The following is a 19,513-nucleotide window of genomic DNA, read 5'->3' as shown; positions in this document are numbered from 1 at the left end:
CTACGGCGCCAGGCGCGTCGGACCGCGGAACAGGAAGGTCACCTCGCGGATCGAGTCCTGTCCGAACATCAGCATCAGCACGCGGGCCAGGCCCATGCCGAAGCCGCCGTGCGGCGGAACGCCGTAGCGGAAGAAGTCGAGGTAGTGCGCGAGCCCCTCGAGCGAGAGGCCCTTCTCCTGAGCCTGCGCCTCGAGCACGTCGATGCGGTGCTCGCGCTGCGCACCGGTCGTGATCTCGGTGCCCTGGAACAGCAGGTCGTAGCTGTTCGTGAGACCGGTCTCGGCGTTGCGCATGTGGTAGAACGGCCGGATCTCGGGGTGGTAGTCGGTGATGAACACGAACTGGTGTCCGAAGGTCTCGCGGACGTGGGCCGAGATCTGGCGCTCGCCCTCCGGGTCGAGGTCGCCGTCGGTGCGCGGGATGTCGTAGCCGCGCGCCTTCACGATCTCGCGCGCCTCAGCGAGGGGGATGCGCGGGAACGGCACGGTCGGCACGACGACATCGACGTCGAACAGCTCCTTGATCTCGGCGCCGTGCTTCTCGGCGACCGCCGTGAACGCGGCGGCCAGCAGCTCCTCCTGCATCGCCGCGACATCCTCGTAGGAGTCGATCCACGAGATCTCCGCGTCGACCGACGTGAACTCGGTTGCGTGGCGGCTCGTGAAGCTCGGGTCGGCGCGGAACACGTCGCCGATCTCGAAGATCTTGCCGAAGCCGGCCGCCTGCGCCATCTGCTTGTAGTGCTGCGGGCTCTGCGCGAGGTACGCCGTCTGCTCGCCGAAGTACTCGAGGGCGAACAGCTCCGCGTTGCCCTCGGCGGGCGTCGACATGAGCTTGGGGGTGTGCAGCTCGACGTAGTCGCGCTCCACCCAGTACGAGCGCATCGCGTGCTCGAGCGTGGTCTGCACGCGGAAGATGAGGTTGTTGCGGCGGGTGCGCAGATCGATGAAGCGCCAGTCCATGCGCTTGTCGAGGCCGCTGTCCGCGGCGATGGGGGTCTCGGGCAGCGCGGCCGCCGCGACCTCGAGTGCGCCGATCTTGATCTCGACGCCGCCGAGCTTGACGCGCTCGTCGTGCTTGAGCTCGCCGGTGACGGTGAGGAAGGTGCCGGTGCTGAGCTCCGAGATGAGCGACGTCAGCGCGAGGGCGTCCGCGTCCTGCGGCTCGTCGCCGGTCCCCGAGTCCGCCGAAGGGTCGATCGGCCGGGTGGCCGGGTTGACCAGCTGCACGGCGCCCGTCTCATCGCGAAGGATGACGAACTGCACCTTCTTCTGATCACGGACGGTCTCGACCCATCCCGACACCGAGACGGAACCGTCGGGGAGACCCTGAAGCTGCTTGACCAGAACGCGTTCACTCACAATCGGCCAGTCTACGTGGGCATTTCCTTCCCCGCGTTCGGGCTGCTTCCGGGCGGAGCGGATGCGGTGGGCCGCCGCATCCCGTTCCCAGTCCGTCCACAGAACAGCCGCACGTAGACTGGACGGGTGCCCGCCGACCGTCTCCATCTCGTGCGTCACGGCGAGGTCCACAACCCCGGCCGAGTGCTCTATGGTCGCCTCCCGCAGTTCCGGCTGAGCGAGGACGGACGCCGGATGGCGCGGGCCGCCGCCGACTACGTCCAGGGCCTCGAGCGCCCCGTCGCCAGCCTCGTCTGCTCACCGCTGCAGCGCACGCGCGAGTCGGCCGAGCCGTTCACCGAGATCTTCGGCCTCGAGCCGTTCGTCGACGAGCGGGTGATCGAGCCCACCAACGTCTTCGAGGGCCGCCGCATGAAGCGGGCGCTGCTCAACCCGCTGAACTGGCGGCACCTGGTCCGTCCGTCCGTGCCCAGCTGGGGCGAGGCGTACGTGCGCGTCGTCTCGCGCATGGACGCGGCGATGACCGACGCCTGGTACCGCGCGGACGGCGGCGATGTCGTGATCGTCTCCCACCAGCTGCCCATCTGGATCACCCATCTCGCGGTCGCCGGTGAGCCGCTGCGGCACAACCCCCGCAAGCGCCGGTGCGCGCTGTCGAGCGTGACCAGCTTCGAGCGCCGCGGCAGCGACTGGGTCGAGGTCGGGTACGCCGAACCCGCCGCGACCGCGGGCGCCGTCGACGTGGGAGCGGTGTGATGCGCCGGATCCTCGCCGCCGCGCTCGGCATCGGCCTGGTCGCGGGTCTCGCCGGCTGCGCCGCCGACCCGCTCGCCGAGCAGTACCGCTCCGGCGACAACAAGGGGTACATCGCGGGCGACTTCCGCGTGGTCGAGATCGCCCCCGCCGACCGCACCGACCCGATCGCCTTCGAGGGCTCGACCGAGGCGGGGGACGCGGTCTCGAACGAGGACTACGCGGGCCAGGTGGTGGTCGTGAACTTCTGGTACGCCGCGTGCGGACCATGCCGTGCGGAAGCGCCCGAGCTCGAGAAGGCGTACGCCGCCACCGCGGGGGACGAGGTCGCGTTCCTGGGCGTGAACACGGTGGACTCGGCGGCGACCGCCGCCGCCTTCGCCGAGAACTACAACGTCCCGTACCCGAGCGTCATCGCCTCGGAGGACCCCTCGATCAAGCTCGCGTTCGCCGAGCAGACCCCGATCAATGCGACGCCCACCACGCTCGTGCTCGACGGCGAGGGGCGGGTCGCCGCGCGGATCATCGGGCAGCTGCCGGACGCGTCGGTGCTCACGAGCATCGTCGACGACGTCGAGGCCGAGGCGTGAACGCGGGCGCCATCGTCGCGGACGGCGCGCTGTGGCTCGCGCTGCCCATCGCGCTCGTCGCGGGTCTGGTGTCGTTCCTCTCGCCGTGCGTGCTTCCGCTCGTGCCCGGGTACCTGGGCTACATCGGCGCCGCGGTCGCTCCGCGGCCGGCGCGGGTCGTCGCGGCGGGCCGGGCGGCCGGGTCGGGCGCCGAGCCCACGACGGTCGCCGGCGAGGCACCGGTCGCCGATCGGGCCTCGGTCGCTGACCGGTCCTCGGTCGCTGAGCCTGTCGAAGCGAGCCGCGGCCGCCTGCTCGGCGGCGTCCTGCTGTTCATCGCGGGCTTCACTGTCGTCTTCATGGCGGTCAACATCTTCGGCGGTGCTGCCGGCAAGTTCTTCATCGAGTACACCGACCTGCTCACGCGCATCTTCGGCGTCGTGATCATCGTGCTGGGCCTCGTCTTCATCGGCGTGTTCGGTTTCGCGCAGCGCACCCTCCACCCGCAGGTCCGCGGCAACATCGGGCTCATCGGCGCGCCGCTGCTCGGCCTCGCACTGGGCATCGGCTGGGCGCCGTGCATCGGCCCGACGCTGACGGCGATCCTGTCGATCTCATGGGGCTTCGGCGACCCCGTGCGCGCCGGACTCCTGGGCCTCGCGTACTCGCTGGGCCTCGGCATCCCGTTCATCCTCCTCACGCTCGGCTTCGGCTGGGCGACTCGCTCGGTCTCCTTCCTGCGCCGGCACATCCGCGTGGTGAACCTCATCGGCGGCGGGATGCTGGTGGTCCTCGGCATCCTGATGGTGTCGGGCGTGTGGACGTCGCTCATGGTCCAGCTGCAGGGGGTGCTGCCCAGTGTCGAACTCCCGCTCTGACCGGGCTCCCGTCGAGGGGACGCTGCGCCCCGCCGACCACGCCGACTCCGCCGCGGAGTCCGCGGCCGACCGGATCACCCAGCCCGCGCTCGGCCCCATCGGCTGGCTGCGCTGGGGCTGGCGCCAGCTCACCTCGATGCGCACCGCGCTCGTGCTGCTGCTGCTGCTCGCGATCGCCGCGGTGCCCGGCTCGCTCGTGCCGCAGCGCAGCGCCGACCCCAACGGCGTGACGCAGTACTACGTCGACAACCCCGACCTCGCACCCGTCCTCGACAAGCTGCAGCTGTTCGATGTGTACAGCTCGGCGTGGTTCTCGGCGATCTACATCCTGCTGTTCATCTCGCTGATCGGCTGCGTGATCCCGCGCACGTCCCACCACTGGAAGGCGCTGCGGGCTCGTCCGCCGCGCACTCCCGCACGGCTCTCGCGTCTCGACGACCACCGGTCGTCGATCGTCGAGCTGGCCCCCGGCGCCGATGCCGACGCCGCCGCGGAGGCGGCGACCCGGCTCGCGGCCGAGCAGCTGCGGGCGTCCGGGTATCGCGTGGAGCGCTACGACGCGCAGGGCGCGCTGTCGGTGTCGGCCGAGCGCGGCTACCTGCGCGAGACGGGCAACCTCGTGTTCCACTCCGCGCTGGTCGGCGTGCTGATCGCCGTCGGCGTCGGCGGCGGGCTGACCTACACGGGGCAGGCCGTCATCGTCGAGGGCGGCGCGTTCGTCAACACGATGCTCGACTACGCCTCGTTCAACCCCGGACGGTTCGTCGACGAGGACAAGCTCTCGCCCTACTCCCTCACGCTCGACGAGTTCGACGTCACCTATCAGCCGGCCGGCACCAACGCGGCAGGGCAGGCGGGCGACTTCGCCGCGAACCTGACCGTGCAGGTGCCTGGTGAGGATCCTGCCGAGGGCGTCGTCCGGGTGAACAGCCCGCTGCACATCGAGGGCGACGCGGTGTACCTGATGGGCAACGGGTACGCGCCGACCATCACCATCCGCGACGCCGACGGCGATGTCGTGTTCAGCGAATCGGTGCCCTTCCTGCCGCAGGACACCAACATGACCTCGCTCGGCGTCGTCAAGGTCACCGACGGCATGCCCGAGCAGCTCGGGCTCGTCGGCTTCTTCTACCCGACCCAGTTCCTCATGGACACCGGCGCCGCGACGTCGGTGTACCCCTCGCTGACCAACCCGGTCGTCACCCTGAACGTGTATGCGGGCGACCTGGGCATCGACGACGGCACACCCCGCTCGGTCTACACGCTCGACCCCACCGGCATGGAGCAGCTCACCGGCGGCAAGACCGGGGTCGACTCGATCGAGCTGGCCCCCGGCGAGACCTCGGACCTCCCGAACGGTCTCGGCACCGTGACGTTCGAGAACGAGGCGCCCGCCGGCGCGGACGGCTACGAGGAGTCGGTGAAGCGGTTCGTGTCGCTGTCGATCCACCGCGACGTCGCGGCCCCCTGGGTGCTGGGCTTCGCGATCCTCGCGCTGACCGGGCTGGTCACCGCGCTCTTCGTGCCGCGCCGCCGGATGTGGGTGAAGGTCGTCCGCGAGGGCGGTGCCCTGCACGTCGAATACGCCGGTCTCGCCCGCGGCGAGGACCCCACTCTGGGCGGGGCGGTCGACCAGCTGCAGCAGCGCCACGGCGACGCCCTCGAGCGCGCGCTGCGCGACGCGGACGGCGCCGATCGGCCAGAGGGCGCAGCATCCGCTCCCGCGTAGACTTGAGGCCATGACCGGTACGGAAACCCTCACGCTCGACGACGTCTCGGTGCTGCTGGTCTGGACGGCGATCACGATCTACGCGCTCGCGTTCATCGCGTACGCGGTCGACCTGTCGCGCCGCGGCGCTCTCGCCGTCGAGGCGAAGGATGCGGCGACCCGCCAGCGCGAGCTGGTCGGGGTCGGCGGGCGCGAGACGATCTCACAGGTGCGCGCGGCCGAGCAGGTCGCCGACGCCGAGCTGTCGGCCCGGCCGGGGGAGCGCCCCCGCCTGCTGTGGGCGCGGATCGGGACGTCGCTGACGGTGCTCGGGTTCCTGTTCCACGTGGCCGGCGACATCACGCGCGGCATCGCCGCGGGGCGCGTGCCGTGGTCGAACATGTACGAGTTCTCGCTCACCGGCACGATGCTCATCGTGGCCGTGTACCTCGTCGTGCTGCTGCGCTACGACCTGCGGTTCCTCGGCACGTTCATCACCGGGCTCGTCGTGATCCTGCTGGGCGGTGCGAGCCTGGCGTTCTACGTCGAGGTCGTGCCGCTGATGGACCCGCTGAAGTCGGTGTGGCTCGTCATCCACGTCTTCGTCGCCTCACTTGCGACCGCGCTGTTCTCGCTCGCCTTCGGTCTCTCGGTGCTGCAGCTCATGCAGACGCGGCGTGAGGCGAAGGCCATCGCCGCCGTCGAGGGCGACGCGCCTGCCGGCGGACCGCGCTTCCTGCGGACACTGCCCAGCTCGGATGCGCTCGAGTCGCTGGCCTACCGCTTCGCGATCATCGGCTTCATCTTCTGGACCTTCACCCTCATCGCCGGCTCCATCTGGGCCAATGACGCGTGGGGCCGCTACTGGGGCTTCGACACGAAGGAAGTCTGGACCTTCGTGATCTGGGTGCTCTACGCGGGCTACATCCACGCGCGGGCCACGCGCGGCTGGCGCGGGTCGCGGTCGGCCTGGCTGTCGATCATCGGCTTCTCGGCGGTGCTGTTCAACTTCACCATCGTGAACATGTTCTTCAAGGGCCTGCACGCGTACTCCGGCCTGAGCTGAGCTGAGGTCTGGCCCCGCCGGGCCCTTGAGGTGTCAACTGTGGTCGCTTCTGTGGGCCAATGCGGCAGGAGCTGCCACCTGAATCAGTGGCGCCCCAGCATCCATCCCTCGAGGTGGCAGGTGTGGTCGCTTGGGTGCGCTGATGCGGCACCAACTGCCACCTGAATTCGTGGTGCTCCAGCATCCAGCTCTTGAGGTGTCGACTGTGGTCGCTTCTGTGGGGCCGATGCGGCATGAGCTGCCACCTGAATCAGTGGCGCACCAGCATCCATCCCTCGAGGTGGCAGGTGTGGTCGCATCGGTGCGCCGACGCGGCACCAACTGCCACCTGAACGAGCGGGGATGCCGGGGGCAACGGAAACGGGGCCAGGTCCGGCGCTCGGTGAGCAGCCGACCTGACCCCGGAACGGGTCGTGTCGATCAGGCGGTGACGGGGGATGCCGCCATCAGCGCCCGCACCGACGTCGTCCGCCGGCGGCTGACCACGATCACGGTGGTGATGAACCCGAGCACCGACCAGATCACGAGACCGGCCAGTCCCGCGCCCACGCCCGACGCGGCGGTGAGAGCACCGACCATCGCGTTGTACGCGGGCGCCGTCGGCATCAGCGCGGCGATGCCGGACAGGAGACCGGGCACCGTCGAGACCACGCCCGTCGCGACCGCGAGGACGCCGATCAGGGCGGAGACCCAGCGGCCCGCGCCGCCGAACACCGCGAGCAGCGCCTGGTTGATCGTGGCGAAGGCGACACCCGCGACCACGGCCACGCCCGCGAAGACCGACCATTCGGCCCAGGTGTAGCTCGCGGCCAGCTGCACGACTCCGGCGACGAGCAGGCCCTGGAGCGCGCCGAGCCCCGCTGCGGGTGCGAGTGCACGCAGCGCGAGCAGTGCCGAGGGCTGACGCGACACGAGGGTGCGACGGCTCACGGCCTGGAGGGCGATGAAGGTCGCCAGCGCGCCGAACCAGAGGGCGATGGTCGCGAGGAGCGGCACGGCCGAAGCGCCGAAGAGCTCGGTGCCCGCGCCTTCCGCGACGACCGGGTTGGCGACGACGCCTGCCAGGTCAGCCGCCTCGGCATCGGTGTACGACGGGATGCCGTCGACCGCCGTGTCGAGCCCGGTGGCGAGCTCCCCGGTGCCGTCCGCGATCTCCCCGACGCCGTCGGCGAGCGTGTCCGCGCCGGTGGCGGCCTCCGCCGTCTTCGTCGCAAGCGTCTGCGCGCCGGTGGCCCAGGTCCGTGCGCCGGCACTCCAGGTCGCTGCGCCGTCGCCGAGCTGACCGACGCCGCTCGCGACGGCCGACAGACCTCCTGCGATGGTGCCGAGGCCGTCGGCGCTCTTGGCGGCGCCGTCGGCGAGCTTGTCCGAGCCGGCGGCGAGGCTGTGCGCGCCGTCGGCCGACTGCTGGAGTGCCGCGACGAGAGTCGGCTCGAACGCGGTGAGCTGACGAACCCCGTCCGCGATCTGGTCGGAGTTGGCGAGGATGCCGGTCACGGTCGGCAGAGCATCGTTCACGCGTGCCGACACCTGCGCGACGGCGTCGCAGAGCTCGGCGGATCCGCCCTCGGCGACACAGTCGGCGGACAGCGCGGCGAGCTGGTCGGCCGCATCGGTCACCGTGCCCGTGATCGCCTCGCTGTTGGCCGCGAGCTCGTCAGCGGCATCGGCGAGCTCAGGCGGCACGTCGGGCAGGCCCGAGACGCCGGCGGCGATCTGGTCGAGGCCGTCAGCCAGCCCGGCCTGACCGTCCGCGATGCCACGAGCGCCGGTCGCCCACTTGTCGAGGCCCGCCGCGGTCGCTGCGGTGCCGTCGGCCAGCTGGTGCGCGCCGGAGGCGAGCGGTGCGGCACCGGAGGCGATGCCGTCCGCGCCGGCGGCGAGCTCGCTCGCTCCGCCGGCGAGCTGCCCGACACCGCCGGAGAGCTGCGCGATGCCGTCGGCGAGGGAGATCGTGCCCTCGGCGGCCTGGTCGGCTCCGTCAGCCAGCTGGCCGGCGCCGTCTGCGGCGTCGCCCAGCTTGTCGCCGAGCGTGGTGAAGCCCATCAGCACGTTCTCGAGGTAGCCCGCCGACAGCTGCTCGCCCAGGAGGGAGGCGGCGGTGGTGGCGACCTGCGAGGTGATCGCGTCGTCGACGATGAGGCTGTCCGGCGGCGTCGTGACCTGGATGGTCGCCTGCTCGGGGGTGCTGTCGGGCATCGTCGAGGTGGCCGCGGCCGAGAAGTTCTCCGGGATCGTGATGATCGCGTTGTAGGTGCCGTCGGCCAGGCCCTCTTCGGCGTCCTCGGTGTTCGAGATCGTCCAGGTCAGGTTGCTCTCCAGCTCATCCGAGCCGTCGACGAGGCCCGCCGTCAGCTGGCGGCCGAGCGGCACCGTCTGGCCGTCGATGGTCACGGGGTCATCGTTGTTCACGATCGCCGCGGAGAGGTTGTCCAGTCGCTCGGTCGGGTTGTACAGCGACCCGATGAGGATGCCGCCGATCACGACGGGCAGCAGCACCACGCCGATGATCGTCAGCCACGTCACGGGGCGCCGCGAGCGGGAGCGTTCGATGGGGAGCGTCATGAGGTGACCTCCGAAGTCACAGCGGTGCGGGAATGGTCGAGGTCGAGGATGCCGGCGTTCACGCGGCGCGCCTCGATCAGCAGGGAGCGGGCGGCGGCGGCATCGCGTGCCGACACGATGACGGCCGACGGGTCGGCGTCGCGGAGCACGGCGGCGGCGCGATCGAGCTCCGCGCCGGTGAGGACATCGGCGCCGTCGATGACGATGAGGCGGCCGCCTCCGCGGACGGCGCGGCTGAGTTCGGTCACGGGGTCGGCAGCGTCCTCGAGGAGCGCCACGGCCACGTGCGCACGCACCCAGGCGGCGCGCTCGGGGAGCAGGTGGCCCACGACGCGCAGCTTGCCGCCGGTGGGCGCGAGCCGGCCGGCGATGCCGAGCAGCAGCGCCCGCGAGCGGCGCGGATCGGCGGAGGTGACGACGAGGGACTCGCCCGGCTCGACGCGCAGGGCGACGCCGTCGTACACGGTGACGTCCTCGTCGGTCAGGCTGAGCTCCTCGGCCACCGCGATCGCGGTCGAGTCGTGCTCGGGCCAGTCGGTCAGTGCGAGCTCGCGCTCGACGGCTTCGCCCTCGATGTCGAAGTGGGGGAGGATGCGGTCGAGCCACCGCGGCATCCACCACGCCTTGTCGCCGAGCAGGGCCATCACGGCCGGGACCAAGGTCATGCGCACGATGAACGCATCCACCGCGATGCCGACGGCGAGCCCCAGCGCGATCGGCTTGAGCGACGAGTCGCCCTCCGGGACGAATGCGGCGAAGACGGCGAACATGATGAGCGCGGCGGCGGTGACGACGCGAGCGGATGCGGTGAACCCGGAGCGCACGGCGCCGACGGCCATGGTGCGGGTTCCGCGCCCGCCTGCGGCGCGGCGTGCGTGGACGTAGTCCTCCCGCATCCGGGAGACGAGGAAGACCTCGTAGTCCATGGCCAGGCCGAACAGGACGCCCATCAGGATGATCGGCATGAAGCTGATCACCGGGCCGGTGCGGGTGACGTGCAGCGCGTCGGCGAGCCAGCCCCACTCGAACACGGCCGCCACGACGCCGAACGCCGCGAGCACCGAGAGCAGGTACCCGACCGCCGCCTTGATCGGCACCCAGATCGAGCGGAACACGATCATGAGGAGGACCAGCGAGAGACCGACGACGAACAGGCCGAAGGGCAGCAGCGCCGCCCCGAGTCGGTCGGAGATGTCGATGCCGACGGCGGTGAAGCCGGTGACCTTCAGGTCGACGCCGTACTCGTCGAGCAGGCGGTCGTGCTCGGCGCGCAGGTCGCGGACGAGCTGGGCGGTCGCCGGGTCGTCCGGTGCGGTCTCGGGAACGATCTGGATGAGCCCGGTGTCGGCCGTCTGGTTGGGGGTCGCCAGGGCGACCTCCTTGACGCCCGGGATCTTCTCGACCTCGGCGGCCAGGTCGTCCATGAGGCCGAGCGGATCCGTGGACGTCACGATCGTGCCGGTCATGATGAGCGGTCCGTTGGTGCCGGGGCCGAAGTGCTCTGCGGTCAGGTCGTAGGCCTGACGGGCCGGGCTCGACTCGGCCTGCATGCCGGCGTTCGGCAGAGCGAGCGCGAGGCTCGCGGCGGGTACGGCGAGGATGCCGAGGCCGACCACGACGGAGACCGTGACGGCGACGGGGTGCCGGGTGACGCCGGTGACCCAGCGCTCGGCGAAGCCGCGCTTCGGGCGGGCGGTGCGCGTCGCGGTCGCCGCGGCGGCTGCGCGCCGGCTCGTGCGCCGGCTCGCGCGGCGCGGCCAGCCGACGACGCGGCCCTTCGAGAACCCGAGCAGCGCAGGCGTCAGGGTGACGGCGACGAGCACGGCGATCGCCACGGTGACCGCCGCGGCGATGCCCATGGTGGTGAGGAACGGGATGCCGGCGAAGCCGAGGCCGATGAGGGCGATGAGCACGGTGACGCCGGCGAAGACCACCGCCGAGCCGGCCGTGCCGGTCGCGCGCGCGGCGGACTCCTCCGGCTCGACGCCCGAGCGCACCTGGTCCTGATGTCGCGCGACGATGAACAGGGCGTAGTCGATGCCGACGGCGAGCCCCAGCATGATCGCGAGCATCGGCGTGGTCGACGAGATGGAGGCGAACGCGGTCGAGACGTAGATGAGCGCGATGCCGAGCCCGACGCCGATCAGCGCGCTGACCAGGGGGAACCAGGCCACGGCGATGGAGCGGAATGTGACGATCAGCACGAACAGCGCGATCAGGACGCCGGCGGCCTCGATGAGCGAGAGTGCGGGGACGGAGGTGGAGAAGAGGTCGCCGCCCAGCGCGACCTGGGCGCCGTCGGGAAGGGTGTCGCGCATGTCGTCGGCGACGTCCTGGAGCTCGGCCTTGGTCTCGGCGGAGACGTCGGTCGACTGGCCGTCGAACTGCAGTCGGATGACCGCGGCCGACTCATCGTCGGAGACCAGGCCGGAGACCATCTCATCGAACGGGTCGGTCACGGCGATCACGCCGTCGACGTCCTCGAAGGCGGCGACGGTGTCGGCGATCGCGGTCGTGTACGGCTCGTCCTCGACGCTCTCGCCCTCGTCGGCGACGACGATGAGCTGCGCGCTCGTGCCGCTCGCCTGCGGGAACGTCCGATCCAGCAGGGCGATGCCCTCCTGCGCCTCGGTGCCCGGGATCGAGAAGGCGTTGTCCGTGCCCTTCATGAAGACGGCAGCAGCGCCGCCGGCCAGGGCGAGCAGCAGCAGCCAGGACACCAGGACACGCCACGAGTGGCGGTACGACCAGCGGCCGAGGGCGTACAACAGAGTAGACACGGCGCCTCCGCGAGAGTGCGATCAGGAGATTCGGATACAGCGCTGTATCGGATACATGAGTGTATCGTAAGGACTCGCTGACCGTTCAAACTGAGCAGCCGGTGTGAATCACGACGTGGAAAGGGGTCGACCATGACGGATCCGGCCGCCCCGCCCAGCCGTCGACGGGAGACCACCAGGGCGAAGCTGCTCGACGCCGCCGCCCAGCTGTTCGCCGAGGTCGGCCTGGACGCCGCCTCGGTCGAGGCGATCTGCGAGCGTGCCGGGTTCACCCGCGGGGCGTTCTACTCGAACTTCGCCTCGAAGGACGAGCTCTTCCTCGAGCTCGCCGGCCAGGTGGCCACCGCGCGCATGGAGGCCGTCCGCGCGCGCATCGCCGAGCTCGAGTGCGAGGGTGCTCTCGGCGCGCAGATCACCGACCTCGCGGCGATCATCCCCCTGGTCCTCGACGTGTCGGTGGCCGACCACGTCGGCGTCATGCTGATGAGCGAGATCCGCATCAACGCGCTGCGCTCACCGGAGCTGGCCGCCGCCTACCTCGCGCAGGACGCGGAGATGCGCACGAGTGTCGCGCAGCTGATCACGGAGATCGTCGAGTCCAACCAGCTCGTCCTGCGGGTCGAGGCCGCCGACGCGGCGCGGCTCATGCTCACCGCATGGGAGGGCGAATCGGTGCGGGCCACGATGGCGGGACTCGCCTACGAAGAGGTCGCCCAGCGCACCAATGACGTGCTCGCGCTGATGATCCGGCTGATCATCGAGGCGCCGCGGCGCTGAGCACGGCGTGGCAGCGGGCGATCCGCTCGTGCCACCACTGTTCCCGGTCCGCCGGCGCGGCGAACTCATCGAGCAGTGACGGGTCTGCGCCGACGCGGCCGACCGGCAGCATCCCTCCACGCGGCAGCAGGGGAGTGGCCGTCACGTCGCCGGCGAGCAGTGCCGCGGTGCCGAGCCCGCAGTCGTACGTCAGGTCGGGCAGCGCCGCGGCGAGCGAGACGCCCATCGCGAGGCCGACCGAGGTGTCCAGGGCGCTGGACACGACGGCAGGCAGGCCGGCCTCCGACACGATCTCGAGAGCGCGGCGGACGCCGCCGAGCGGCTGCGCCTTCACGACCAGCAGGTCCGCGGCGCCCGCTCGAGCGACCGCGAGCGGGTCAGCGGCCTTGCGGACGCTCTCGTCCGCCGCGATGGGGATGCCCATGTACTTCACGCGCCGACGCAGCTCGGCGAGCTCCTCGATGCTCGCGCACGGCTGCTCGACGTACTCGAGGTCGCAGTCGGCCAGCGCGTGGATCGCGTGCTCGGCCTCATCGAGGTTCCATCCGCCGTTGGCATCGACGCGGATGCGACCCTCGGGTCCCATGGCGGCGCGCACGGCGTGCACGCGGGCGACGTCCTCGTCCAGGCTCTGGCCGCGCTCGGCGACCTTCACCTTCGCGGTGCGGCACCCGTCGAAGCGGGCGAGGATCTCTGCGACGGATGCTGCCGCGACCGCGGGGACTGTCGCGTTGACCGGGATCTCGGTCCGCAGCGCCGGCGGCTGCTCACGCCATCCGTAGTCGATCGCGGCGGCGAGCCAGGTGGCCGCCTCCTCGTCGTCGTACTCGGTGAACGGAGAGAACTCCGTCCACCCCTGCGGGCCCTCGAGGAGCACCGCCTCGCGCACGTCGATGCCGCGGAAGCGGGTCGCCAGCGGGAGGGCGACCACACGGGCCGACGCGAGGAGCTCGGTCAGCGGCGGGAGCGTCAGAACCAATATGACTGGTTCTGCACCTGGCGGCCGCGCTCGGAGCCGTTCACCGACGACGCCTGCCGCTGCGTCGCGACCTGGGCCTCGTGCCGCGCCTGTGCCTCTTCGTGGCTGAGCGGCTTCCCGAAGATCGCGTTCTTCACGCGGTTCCAGCTGGTGCGCAGTCCCATGGCGGCTCCCTTTTCTCGATTGTGTCTGATCGACCATGCCGGGTCAATCGCCCGGTGCGCGATTCACACAGCGGTGGGTGATTGACAATAGTGTGTGAGACACAGTAACGTGTGATCCGTGAGCGAGAACGAGATCCTCGATACCCATCTGCAGGAACTGCGGCGCGGCACGGTCGTGCTCGCCTGCCTGCGGACGCTGGCGGTCCCCGGATACGGCTACGGACTGCTCGAGCAGCTGGGCGAGCGCGGCTTCGACACCGATGCCAACACGCTGTACCCGCTGCTGCGGCGCCTCGAGAAGCAGGGATTCCTCACGAGCGAGTGGAACACCGACGAGGCGAGGCCCCGCAAGTTCTACCGCACCAGCGCGGCCGGCACGCGGCTCGCTGCGACCCTCACCACCGAGTTCCACGCGATCGCCGCCGCGATCGCCTCCCTCCCCGAGGAGTGACGACCATGAACGCGACCCTGACCGACCGCTACGTCGAGGCGGCCATGCGCACGGTGCCCGAACGGCAGCGCGCCGACCTCGGCGCCGAGCTGCGGGCATCCATCGACGATCAGATCGACGCGCGGCTCGGAGCCGGCGAGCCGGCTGAGATCGCCGAGCGCGAGGTCCTCACCGGGCTCGGCGACCCCGACAAGCTCGCCGCCGGCTACACCGACCGTCCGCTGCATCTGATCGGGCCGAAGTACTACCTCGACTGGTGGCGGCTGCTGAAGCTGCTGATGTGGATCGTGCCACCCTTCGCGGCGTTCGGCGTGGCGCTGGGCATGACGCTCGCCGGCGACCCGTTCGGGTCGATCGTCGGCACGACCGTCACCGTGGTTCTCCAGGTGATCGTGCACCTCGGCTTCTGGGTGACATTCGTGTTCGTGCTCGTCGAGCGCTACTCCACCCGTGCCACCGAGGACGACGCCCTGGTGCCCTGGACCCTCGACCAGCTGCCCCAGCCACGCCAGTCGGGCGCGGGCCTCGGGGAGATGCTGACCTCGGTCGTCGGACTCGTCGTCGGCGTCGGGGCCATCATCTGGGACCAGGTCATCGGCTTCGTGCCCGGTGTCGACATCAGCTTCCTCGACCCGGGGCTGTGGCCATGGTGGCTCGGCGGGCTGTTCCTGGTCATGGCGGTGCAGACCGGCCTCCAGGTCGTGGTGTACCTGGTCGGACGCTGGACGATGACGCTCGCCGGCATCAGCGCGGCACTCACCCTCGTCGCGAGCGTGCCGGCGCTCTGGCTGCTGTCGCAGGACAGGCTCATCAACCCCCAGTTCTGGACGACGGTCATTCCCGACGACGGGGCGGAGGTCGGCCAGATCGTCTCGATCGTCGCCGGATTCGGGATCGCGGCCGGCGCCATCTGGGCCATCATCGACGTCTTCCTCAAGGCCCGCCGCGCACGCTGACATCCGGCCGGGGCAGGGGCATGTCGTTCTAAGCTGATCGGCATGCCCCTCCTCGACACCCCGGTGCGCCTCGGCGTGCAGATCCAGCCCCAGCACGTCCAGTACGGCGACATCCGCGACGCGGTGCGACGACTGGAGGACCTCGGCGTCGACATCCTCTTCAATTGGGACCACTTCTATCCGCTGTCGGGCGACCCCGACGGCCTCCACTTCGAGTCGTGGACGATGCTGGCGGCGTGGGCTGAGCAGACCGAGCGGGTCGAGTTCGGCGCCCTGGTCAACTGCAACAGCTACCGCAACGCCGACCTGCAGGCCGACATGGCCCGCACCGTCGATCACATCTCCGCCAAGGGCGGCACCGGTCGGTTCATCTTCGGCACGGGCTCCGGCTGGTTCGAGAAGGACTACGAAGAGTACGGCTACGAGTTCGGCACGCCCGGCACCCGGCTCGACGCGCTCGCCGAGGGTCTCGTCCGCATCGACGCGCGCTGGGGGAAGCTGAACCCGGCGCCGACCCGCCGCATCCCCGTCATGATCGGCGGCAAGGGCGAGCAGAAGACGCTGCGCCTCGTCGCCCGGCATGCCGACATCTGGCACAGCTTCGTCGGCGCCGACGACCTGGCCCACAAGGTCGAGGTCATCGAGCGCTGGGCCGAGAAGGAGGAGCGCGACGTGTCGGGCCTCATCGTCTCCAATGAGCTGCATCGCCGTGGCCAGGACGACGCCGACGCCCTCTTCGACGCCGGTGCGCGGCTGTTCACGCTGGGCTTCCCCGGTCCGGACTGGGACTACGACGTGGTGCGCAGCTGGCTGCGGTGGCGCGACGCCAAGAACGCATGACCGCGGCACCCCGCTTCGCGCTCGACATCGGACAGGTCGCCAGGACTTCGCGTGCGGAGGCGCTCGTCGATGCGATCGCGCAGCGCGTGGTGATCGCCGACGGCGCCATGGGCACCATGCTGCAGCGCCACGAGCCGACCCTCGAGGACTACCGCCAGCTCGAGGGCTGCAACGAGATCCTCAACATCACGCGGCCCGACATGATCGGCGCGATCCACGACGAGTACCTCGCGACGGGGATCGACGCGATCGAGACCAACACGTTCGGGGCGAACTGGTCGAACCTGTCGGACTACGGCATCGACGACCGCATCGCCGAGCTCGCCGAGGCGGGTGCCCGCATCGCCCGCGAGCGCGTCGATGCCGCGGAGGCGGCGGACGGGCGGATGCGGTGGGTGCTGGGCTCGATGGGCCCCGGGACCAAGCTGCCGAGCCTCGGGCACACCACGTACGAGCACCTCAAGCAGACCTTCGCGCTGCAGGCCGAGGGACTCATCGACGGCGGCGCCGACGCGTTCCTCGTCGAGACGTCGCAGGATCTGCTGCAGACCAAAGCGGCCGTCAACGGCTGCAAGCAGGCGATCGTCGCGCGCGGAGTGCGGCTGCCCATCCTCGTCGAGGTGACCGTCGAGACGACGGGCACGATGCTCATGGGCAGCGAGATCGGCGCGGCGCTGACCGCGCTCGAGCCGCTCGGGGTCGACGCCATCGGCCTCAATTGCGCGACGGGGCCGGCCGAGATGAGCGAGCACCTGCGCCACCTCGCGAAGCACTCCACGGTGCCGATCGCCTGCATGCCCAACGCCGGTCTGCCGGTGCTCACCGCCGACGGCGCGCACTACCCGCTCAGCCCGGCCGAGCTGGCCACCGCCCACGAGCAGTTCGTGCGCGAGTTCGGCATCGGCCTGGTCGGCGGATGCTGCGGCACCACGCCCGAGCACCTGGCCGCCGTCGTCGAGCGCCTCGCCCCCTTCCGCGCCGTCGCCCGCTCGACGACCGAGAAGACCACGGAACCCGGCGTGGCGTCGCTGTACCAGCACGTGCCGTTCGAGCAGGACTCCGCCTACCTCGCGATCGGCGAGCGCACGAACGCGAACGGCTCCAAGGCCTTCCGTGAGGCGATGCTCGCGGAGCAGTGGGACGAGTGCGTCGAGATCGCCCGCAACCAGATCCGCGTCGGGGCGCACCTGCTCGATGTGTGCATCGACTACGTCGGCCGCGACGGCGTCGACGACATCCGCGAGGTCGTCTCGCGCTTCGCGTCAGCATCCACTCTTCCGCTGGTGATCGACTCGACCGAGCCCGCCGTCATCGCCGCCGGGCTCGAGCTGATCGGCGGACGCCCCGTCGTCAACTCGGTCAACTACGAGGACGGCGACGGGCCGACGAGCCGGTTCGGCCGCATCATGCCGCTCGTCAAGGAGCACGGCACGGCGGTCATCGCCCTCACGATCGACGAGCAGGGCCAGGCGCGCACGGCCGACGACAAGGTGCGCATCGCCTCGCGGCTCATCGACGCGCTCGTCGGCGAATGGGGCATGCGGGTCTCCGACATCATCGTCGACTGCCTCACCTTCCCGATCGCCACCGGCCAGGAGGAGACCCGGCGCGACGCGATCGAGACGATCGCGGCGATCCGGCGGATCAACGAGCTGTACCCGGGCATCCACACCACGCTCGGCGTCTCCAACGTGTCCTTCGGGCTCAACCCCGCGGCGCGCATGGTGCTGAACTCAGTCTTCCTGCACGAGGCGGCCGAGGCCGGCCTGGACTCGGGCATCATCGACGCCGCGAAGATCGTGCCGCTCGCCTCCGTGCCGGAGGATCAGCGCAAGGTCGCCCTCGACCTGGTCTGGGACCGCCGCGAGTACGACGCCGACGGCAGCACGACGTATGACCCTCTGGCCGTCATGCTCGACCTGTTCGCGGGCGTCGACACCGCGGCCCTGCGCGACCAGCGCGCCGCCGAGCTCGCCGCACTGCCGGTGGGGGAGCGTCTCGAGCGACGCATCATCGACGGTGAGGCCAAGGGGCTCGAGGCGGATCTCGACCTCGCCCGCGCGGGTGGGCTCAGCGCGCTGCAGATCATCAACGACCACCTGCTCGAGGGCATGAAGGTCGTCGGCGAGCGGTTCGGATCCGGGGAGATGCAGCTGCCGTTCGTGCTGCAGTCGGCCGAGGTGATGAAGACCGCCGTCGCGCTGCTCGAGCCGCACATGGAGAAGTCCAGTGCCGCCGGCAAGGGGCGCATCGTCCTGGCCACGGTGCGCGGCGACGTGCACGACATCGGCAAGAACCTCGTCGACATCATCCTCACGAACAACGGCTACGACGTGATCAACCTCGGGATCAAGCAGCCGATCGCCGACATCATCGCGGCGGCTGAGGAGCACGACGCCGACGTCATCGGCATGTCGGGGCTGCTGGTGAAGTCGACCGTGGTGATGAAGGAGAACCTGGCCGAGCTGCAGGCCCGAGGGCTCGCGAAGCGCTGGCCGGTGATCCTGGGCGGTGCGGCGCTCACCCGCGCGTACGTAGAGGACGACCTGGCGGGCCAGTTCGACGGAGAAGTCCGCTACGCCCGCGACGCGTTCGAAGGGCTCACCCTGATGGAGCCGCTCGTGAAGATCGCGCGCGGCGCCGATCCGGCCGAGGTCGGCCTCCCCGCGCTGAAGAAGCGCATCCACCGTGCCGGCACGCAGCTGACGCTCACCGAGCCGGAGGCCATGCCCGCCCGCTCGGATGTCGCGGCCGACAACCCGGTGCCGGCGCCGCCGTTCTGGGGCACCCGCATCGTGCGCGGTGTCGCGCTCGCCGATTACGCCGCGTTCCTCGACGAACGCGCCACGTTCATGGGCCAGTGGGGCCTCAAGCCCGGCCGCGGCGAGGACGGGCTCTCCTACGAGCAGCTCGTCGAGCGGGAGGGGCGACCGCGGCTGCGGTACTGGCTCGACCGGATCCTCGGCGAGGGGATGCTGGACGCCTCCGTCGCGTACGGCTACTTCCCCGTCGTGAGCGAGGGCGACGACCTCATCGTGCTGCACCACGGCGACGACCCGGATGGGGTGCTCGGGGCGGCGGGCCTGCTCGCGCCCGATGGCGGGTCACTGGGGGACGGGGATGAGCGAGGGAGCGGAGCGGCCAAGACGAGACGCCTGGGCACCGAGCGCCTCCGCTTCCACTTCCCGCGTCAGCGCCGCGACCGGCACCTCTGCCTGTCGGACTTCGTGCGGGCGGAGGGCTCGGGGCAGATCGATGTGCTGCCCGTGCAGCTGGTCACCGCCGGGGCGCACATCGACCAGGTCACCGCGAAGCTGTTCGCCGAGGACCGGTACCGCGACTACTACGAGCTCAACGGCCTCGTCATGCAGCTGACCGAGGCGCTCGCCGAGTTCTGGCACGCCCGCATCCGCGAGGAGCTCGGCTTCTCCGCCGAGGACCCCGCCGACACCGCTGGGCTGTTCAAGCTCGAGTACCGCGGCGCGAGGTTCTCCCTCGGCTACCCCGCCTGCCCCGAGATGGAGGACCGGCGCAAGGTCGTGGAGCTGCTGCGCCCGGAGCGGATGGGCGTGGTGCTCAGCGACGAGCTGCAGCTGCACCCGGAGCAGTCCACGGATGCGTTCGTGTTCCACCACCCCGAGGCGAAGTACTTCTCGGTCTGAGCG

Annotated in this window: 15 protein-coding genes; 10 read left to right on the top strand and 5 right to left on the bottom strand. The window is 70.7% G+C overall.

Annotated features, from left to right (window positions below):
- Entirely contained in the window at positions 1-1,362 is a 1,362-nt protein-coding gene (gene aspS / locus Microterr_RS11855) for an aspartate--tRNA(Asn) ligase (protein WP_263797734.1), read from the bottom strand.
- Between the two features lie 126 nt (positions 1,363-1,488).
- Here aspS and Microterr_RS11850 point away from each other — a divergent pair, with 126 nt between their 5' ends.
- The 5 genes from Microterr_RS11850 to ccsB are packed head-to-tail and all read left to right on the top strand — an operon-like array spanning position 1,489 to position 6,336.
- On the top strand, positions 1,489-2,118 hold the full coding sequence (locus tag Microterr_RS11850; RefSeq protein ID WP_263797735.1) for a histidine phosphatase family protein: 630 nt from the start codon (positions 1,489-1,491) through the stop codon (positions 2,116-2,118).
- Positions 2,118-2,705 carry a TlpA family protein disulfide reductase gene (locus Microterr_RS11845; RefSeq protein WP_263797736.1) on the top strand — a complete coding sequence of 196 codons (588 nt, stop codon included), beginning with the start codon at positions 2,118-2,120 and terminating at the stop codon, positions 2,703-2,705. The genes Microterr_RS11850 and Microterr_RS11845 overlap by 1 nt, the downstream gene beginning before the upstream one ends.
- On the top strand, positions 2,702-3,562 hold the full coding sequence (locus tag Microterr_RS11840) for a cytochrome c biogenesis CcdA family protein (protein WP_281974201.1): 861 nt from the start codon (positions 2,702-2,704) through the stop codon (positions 3,560-3,562). Before Microterr_RS11845 ends, Microterr_RS11840 begins: the two co-directional genes overlap by 4 nt.
- The gene (gene resB / locus Microterr_RS11835) at positions 3,543-5,291 is read left to right on the top strand and encodes a cytochrome c biogenesis protein ResB (protein ID WP_263797737.1); all 1,749 of its coding nucleotides are present in this window, start codon (positions 3,543-3,545) and stop codon (positions 5,289-5,291) included. The genes Microterr_RS11840 and resB overlap by 20 nt, the downstream gene beginning before the upstream one ends.
- 10 nt (positions 5,292-5,301) lie before the next feature.
- The gene (ccsB, locus tag Microterr_RS11830; protein WP_263797738.1) at positions 5,302-6,336 is read left to right on the top strand and encodes a c-type cytochrome biogenesis protein CcsB; all 1,035 of its coding nucleotides are present in this window, start codon (positions 5,302-5,304) and stop codon (positions 6,334-6,336) included.
- Positions 6,337-6,756: 420 nt separating this feature from the next.
- Here ccsB and Microterr_RS11825 read toward each other — a convergent pair whose 3' ends face one another.
- Entirely contained in the window at positions 6,757-8,901 is a 2,145-nt protein-coding gene (locus Microterr_RS11825; RefSeq protein WP_263797739.1) for a YhgE/Pip domain-containing protein, read from the bottom strand.
- Positions 8,898-11,681 carry an MMPL family transporter gene (locus Microterr_RS11820; RefSeq protein ID WP_263797740.1) on the bottom strand — a complete coding sequence of 928 codons (2,784 nt, stop codon included), beginning with the start codon at positions 11,679-11,681 and terminating at the stop codon, positions 8,898-8,900. Before Microterr_RS11820 ends, Microterr_RS11825 begins: the two co-directional genes overlap by 4 nt.
- 132 nt (positions 11,682-11,813) lie before the next feature.
- Here Microterr_RS11820 and Microterr_RS11815 point away from each other — a divergent pair, with 132 nt between their 5' ends.
- Positions 11,814-12,458: a TetR/AcrR family transcriptional regulator gene (locus Microterr_RS11815; protein ID WP_263797741.1), complete on the top strand. Its 645-nt coding sequence runs from the start codon at positions 11,814-11,816 to the stop codon at positions 12,456-12,458.
- Here the strand turns inward: Microterr_RS11815 and Microterr_RS11810 are convergent.
- Both Microterr_RS11810 and Microterr_RS11805 read right to left on the bottom strand, forming a co-directional pair.
- Positions 12,436-13,431, bottom strand: a complete 996-nt coding sequence (locus tag Microterr_RS11810; RefSeq protein ID WP_263798760.1) for an o-succinylbenzoate synthase — start codon at positions 13,429-13,431, stop codon at positions 12,436-12,438. The two genes, Microterr_RS11815 and Microterr_RS11810, sit on opposite strands and share 23 nt — an antisense overlap.
- Positions 13,428-13,601, bottom strand: coding sequence for a hypothetical protein (locus Microterr_RS11805; protein ID WP_263797742.1), 174 nt, complete (start codon positions 13,599-13,601; stop codon positions 13,428-13,430). Before Microterr_RS11805 ends, Microterr_RS11810 begins: the two co-directional genes overlap by 4 nt.
- A gap of 118 nt (positions 13,602-13,719) precedes the next feature.
- On the opposite strand from Microterr_RS11805, the gene Microterr_RS11800 reads away from it, so the two are divergent.
- Genes Microterr_RS11800 through metH form a run of 4 tightly spaced genes read left to right on the top strand, consistent with a single transcriptional unit; the run spans position 13,720 to position 19,510 of the window.
- Positions 13,720-14,052 carry a PadR family transcriptional regulator gene (locus Microterr_RS11800; RefSeq protein WP_263797743.1) on the top strand — a complete coding sequence of 111 codons (333 nt, stop codon included), beginning with the start codon at positions 13,720-13,722 and terminating at the stop codon, positions 14,050-14,052.
- Between the two features lie 5 nt (positions 14,053-14,057).
- The gene (locus Microterr_RS11795) at positions 14,058-15,008 is read left to right on the top strand and encodes a permease prefix domain 1-containing protein (protein WP_263797744.1); all 951 of its coding nucleotides are present in this window, start codon (positions 14,058-14,060) and stop codon (positions 15,006-15,008) included.
- 42 nt (positions 15,009-15,050) lie between these two features.
- Entirely contained in the window at positions 15,051-15,848 is a 798-nt protein-coding gene (locus Microterr_RS11790; RefSeq protein WP_263797745.1) for an LLM class F420-dependent oxidoreductase, read from the top strand.
- Positions 15,845-19,510, top strand: a complete 3,666-nt coding sequence (gene metH / locus Microterr_RS11785) for a methionine synthase (protein ID WP_263797746.1) — start codon at positions 15,845-15,847, stop codon at positions 19,508-19,510. Before Microterr_RS11790 ends, metH begins: the two co-directional genes overlap by 4 nt.
- Positions 19,511-19,513: the final 3 nt, after the last annotated feature.

The organism is Microbacterium terricola (assembly GCF_027943945.1).
In the GTDB taxonomy this organism is placed as follows: Bacteria; Actinomycetota; Actinomycetes; order Actinomycetales; family Microbacteriaceae; genus Microbacterium; species Microbacterium terricola.
The sequence above is the reverse complement of the archived record's forward strand: the minus strand, read 5'-3'. Positions and strand labels throughout refer to the sequence as shown.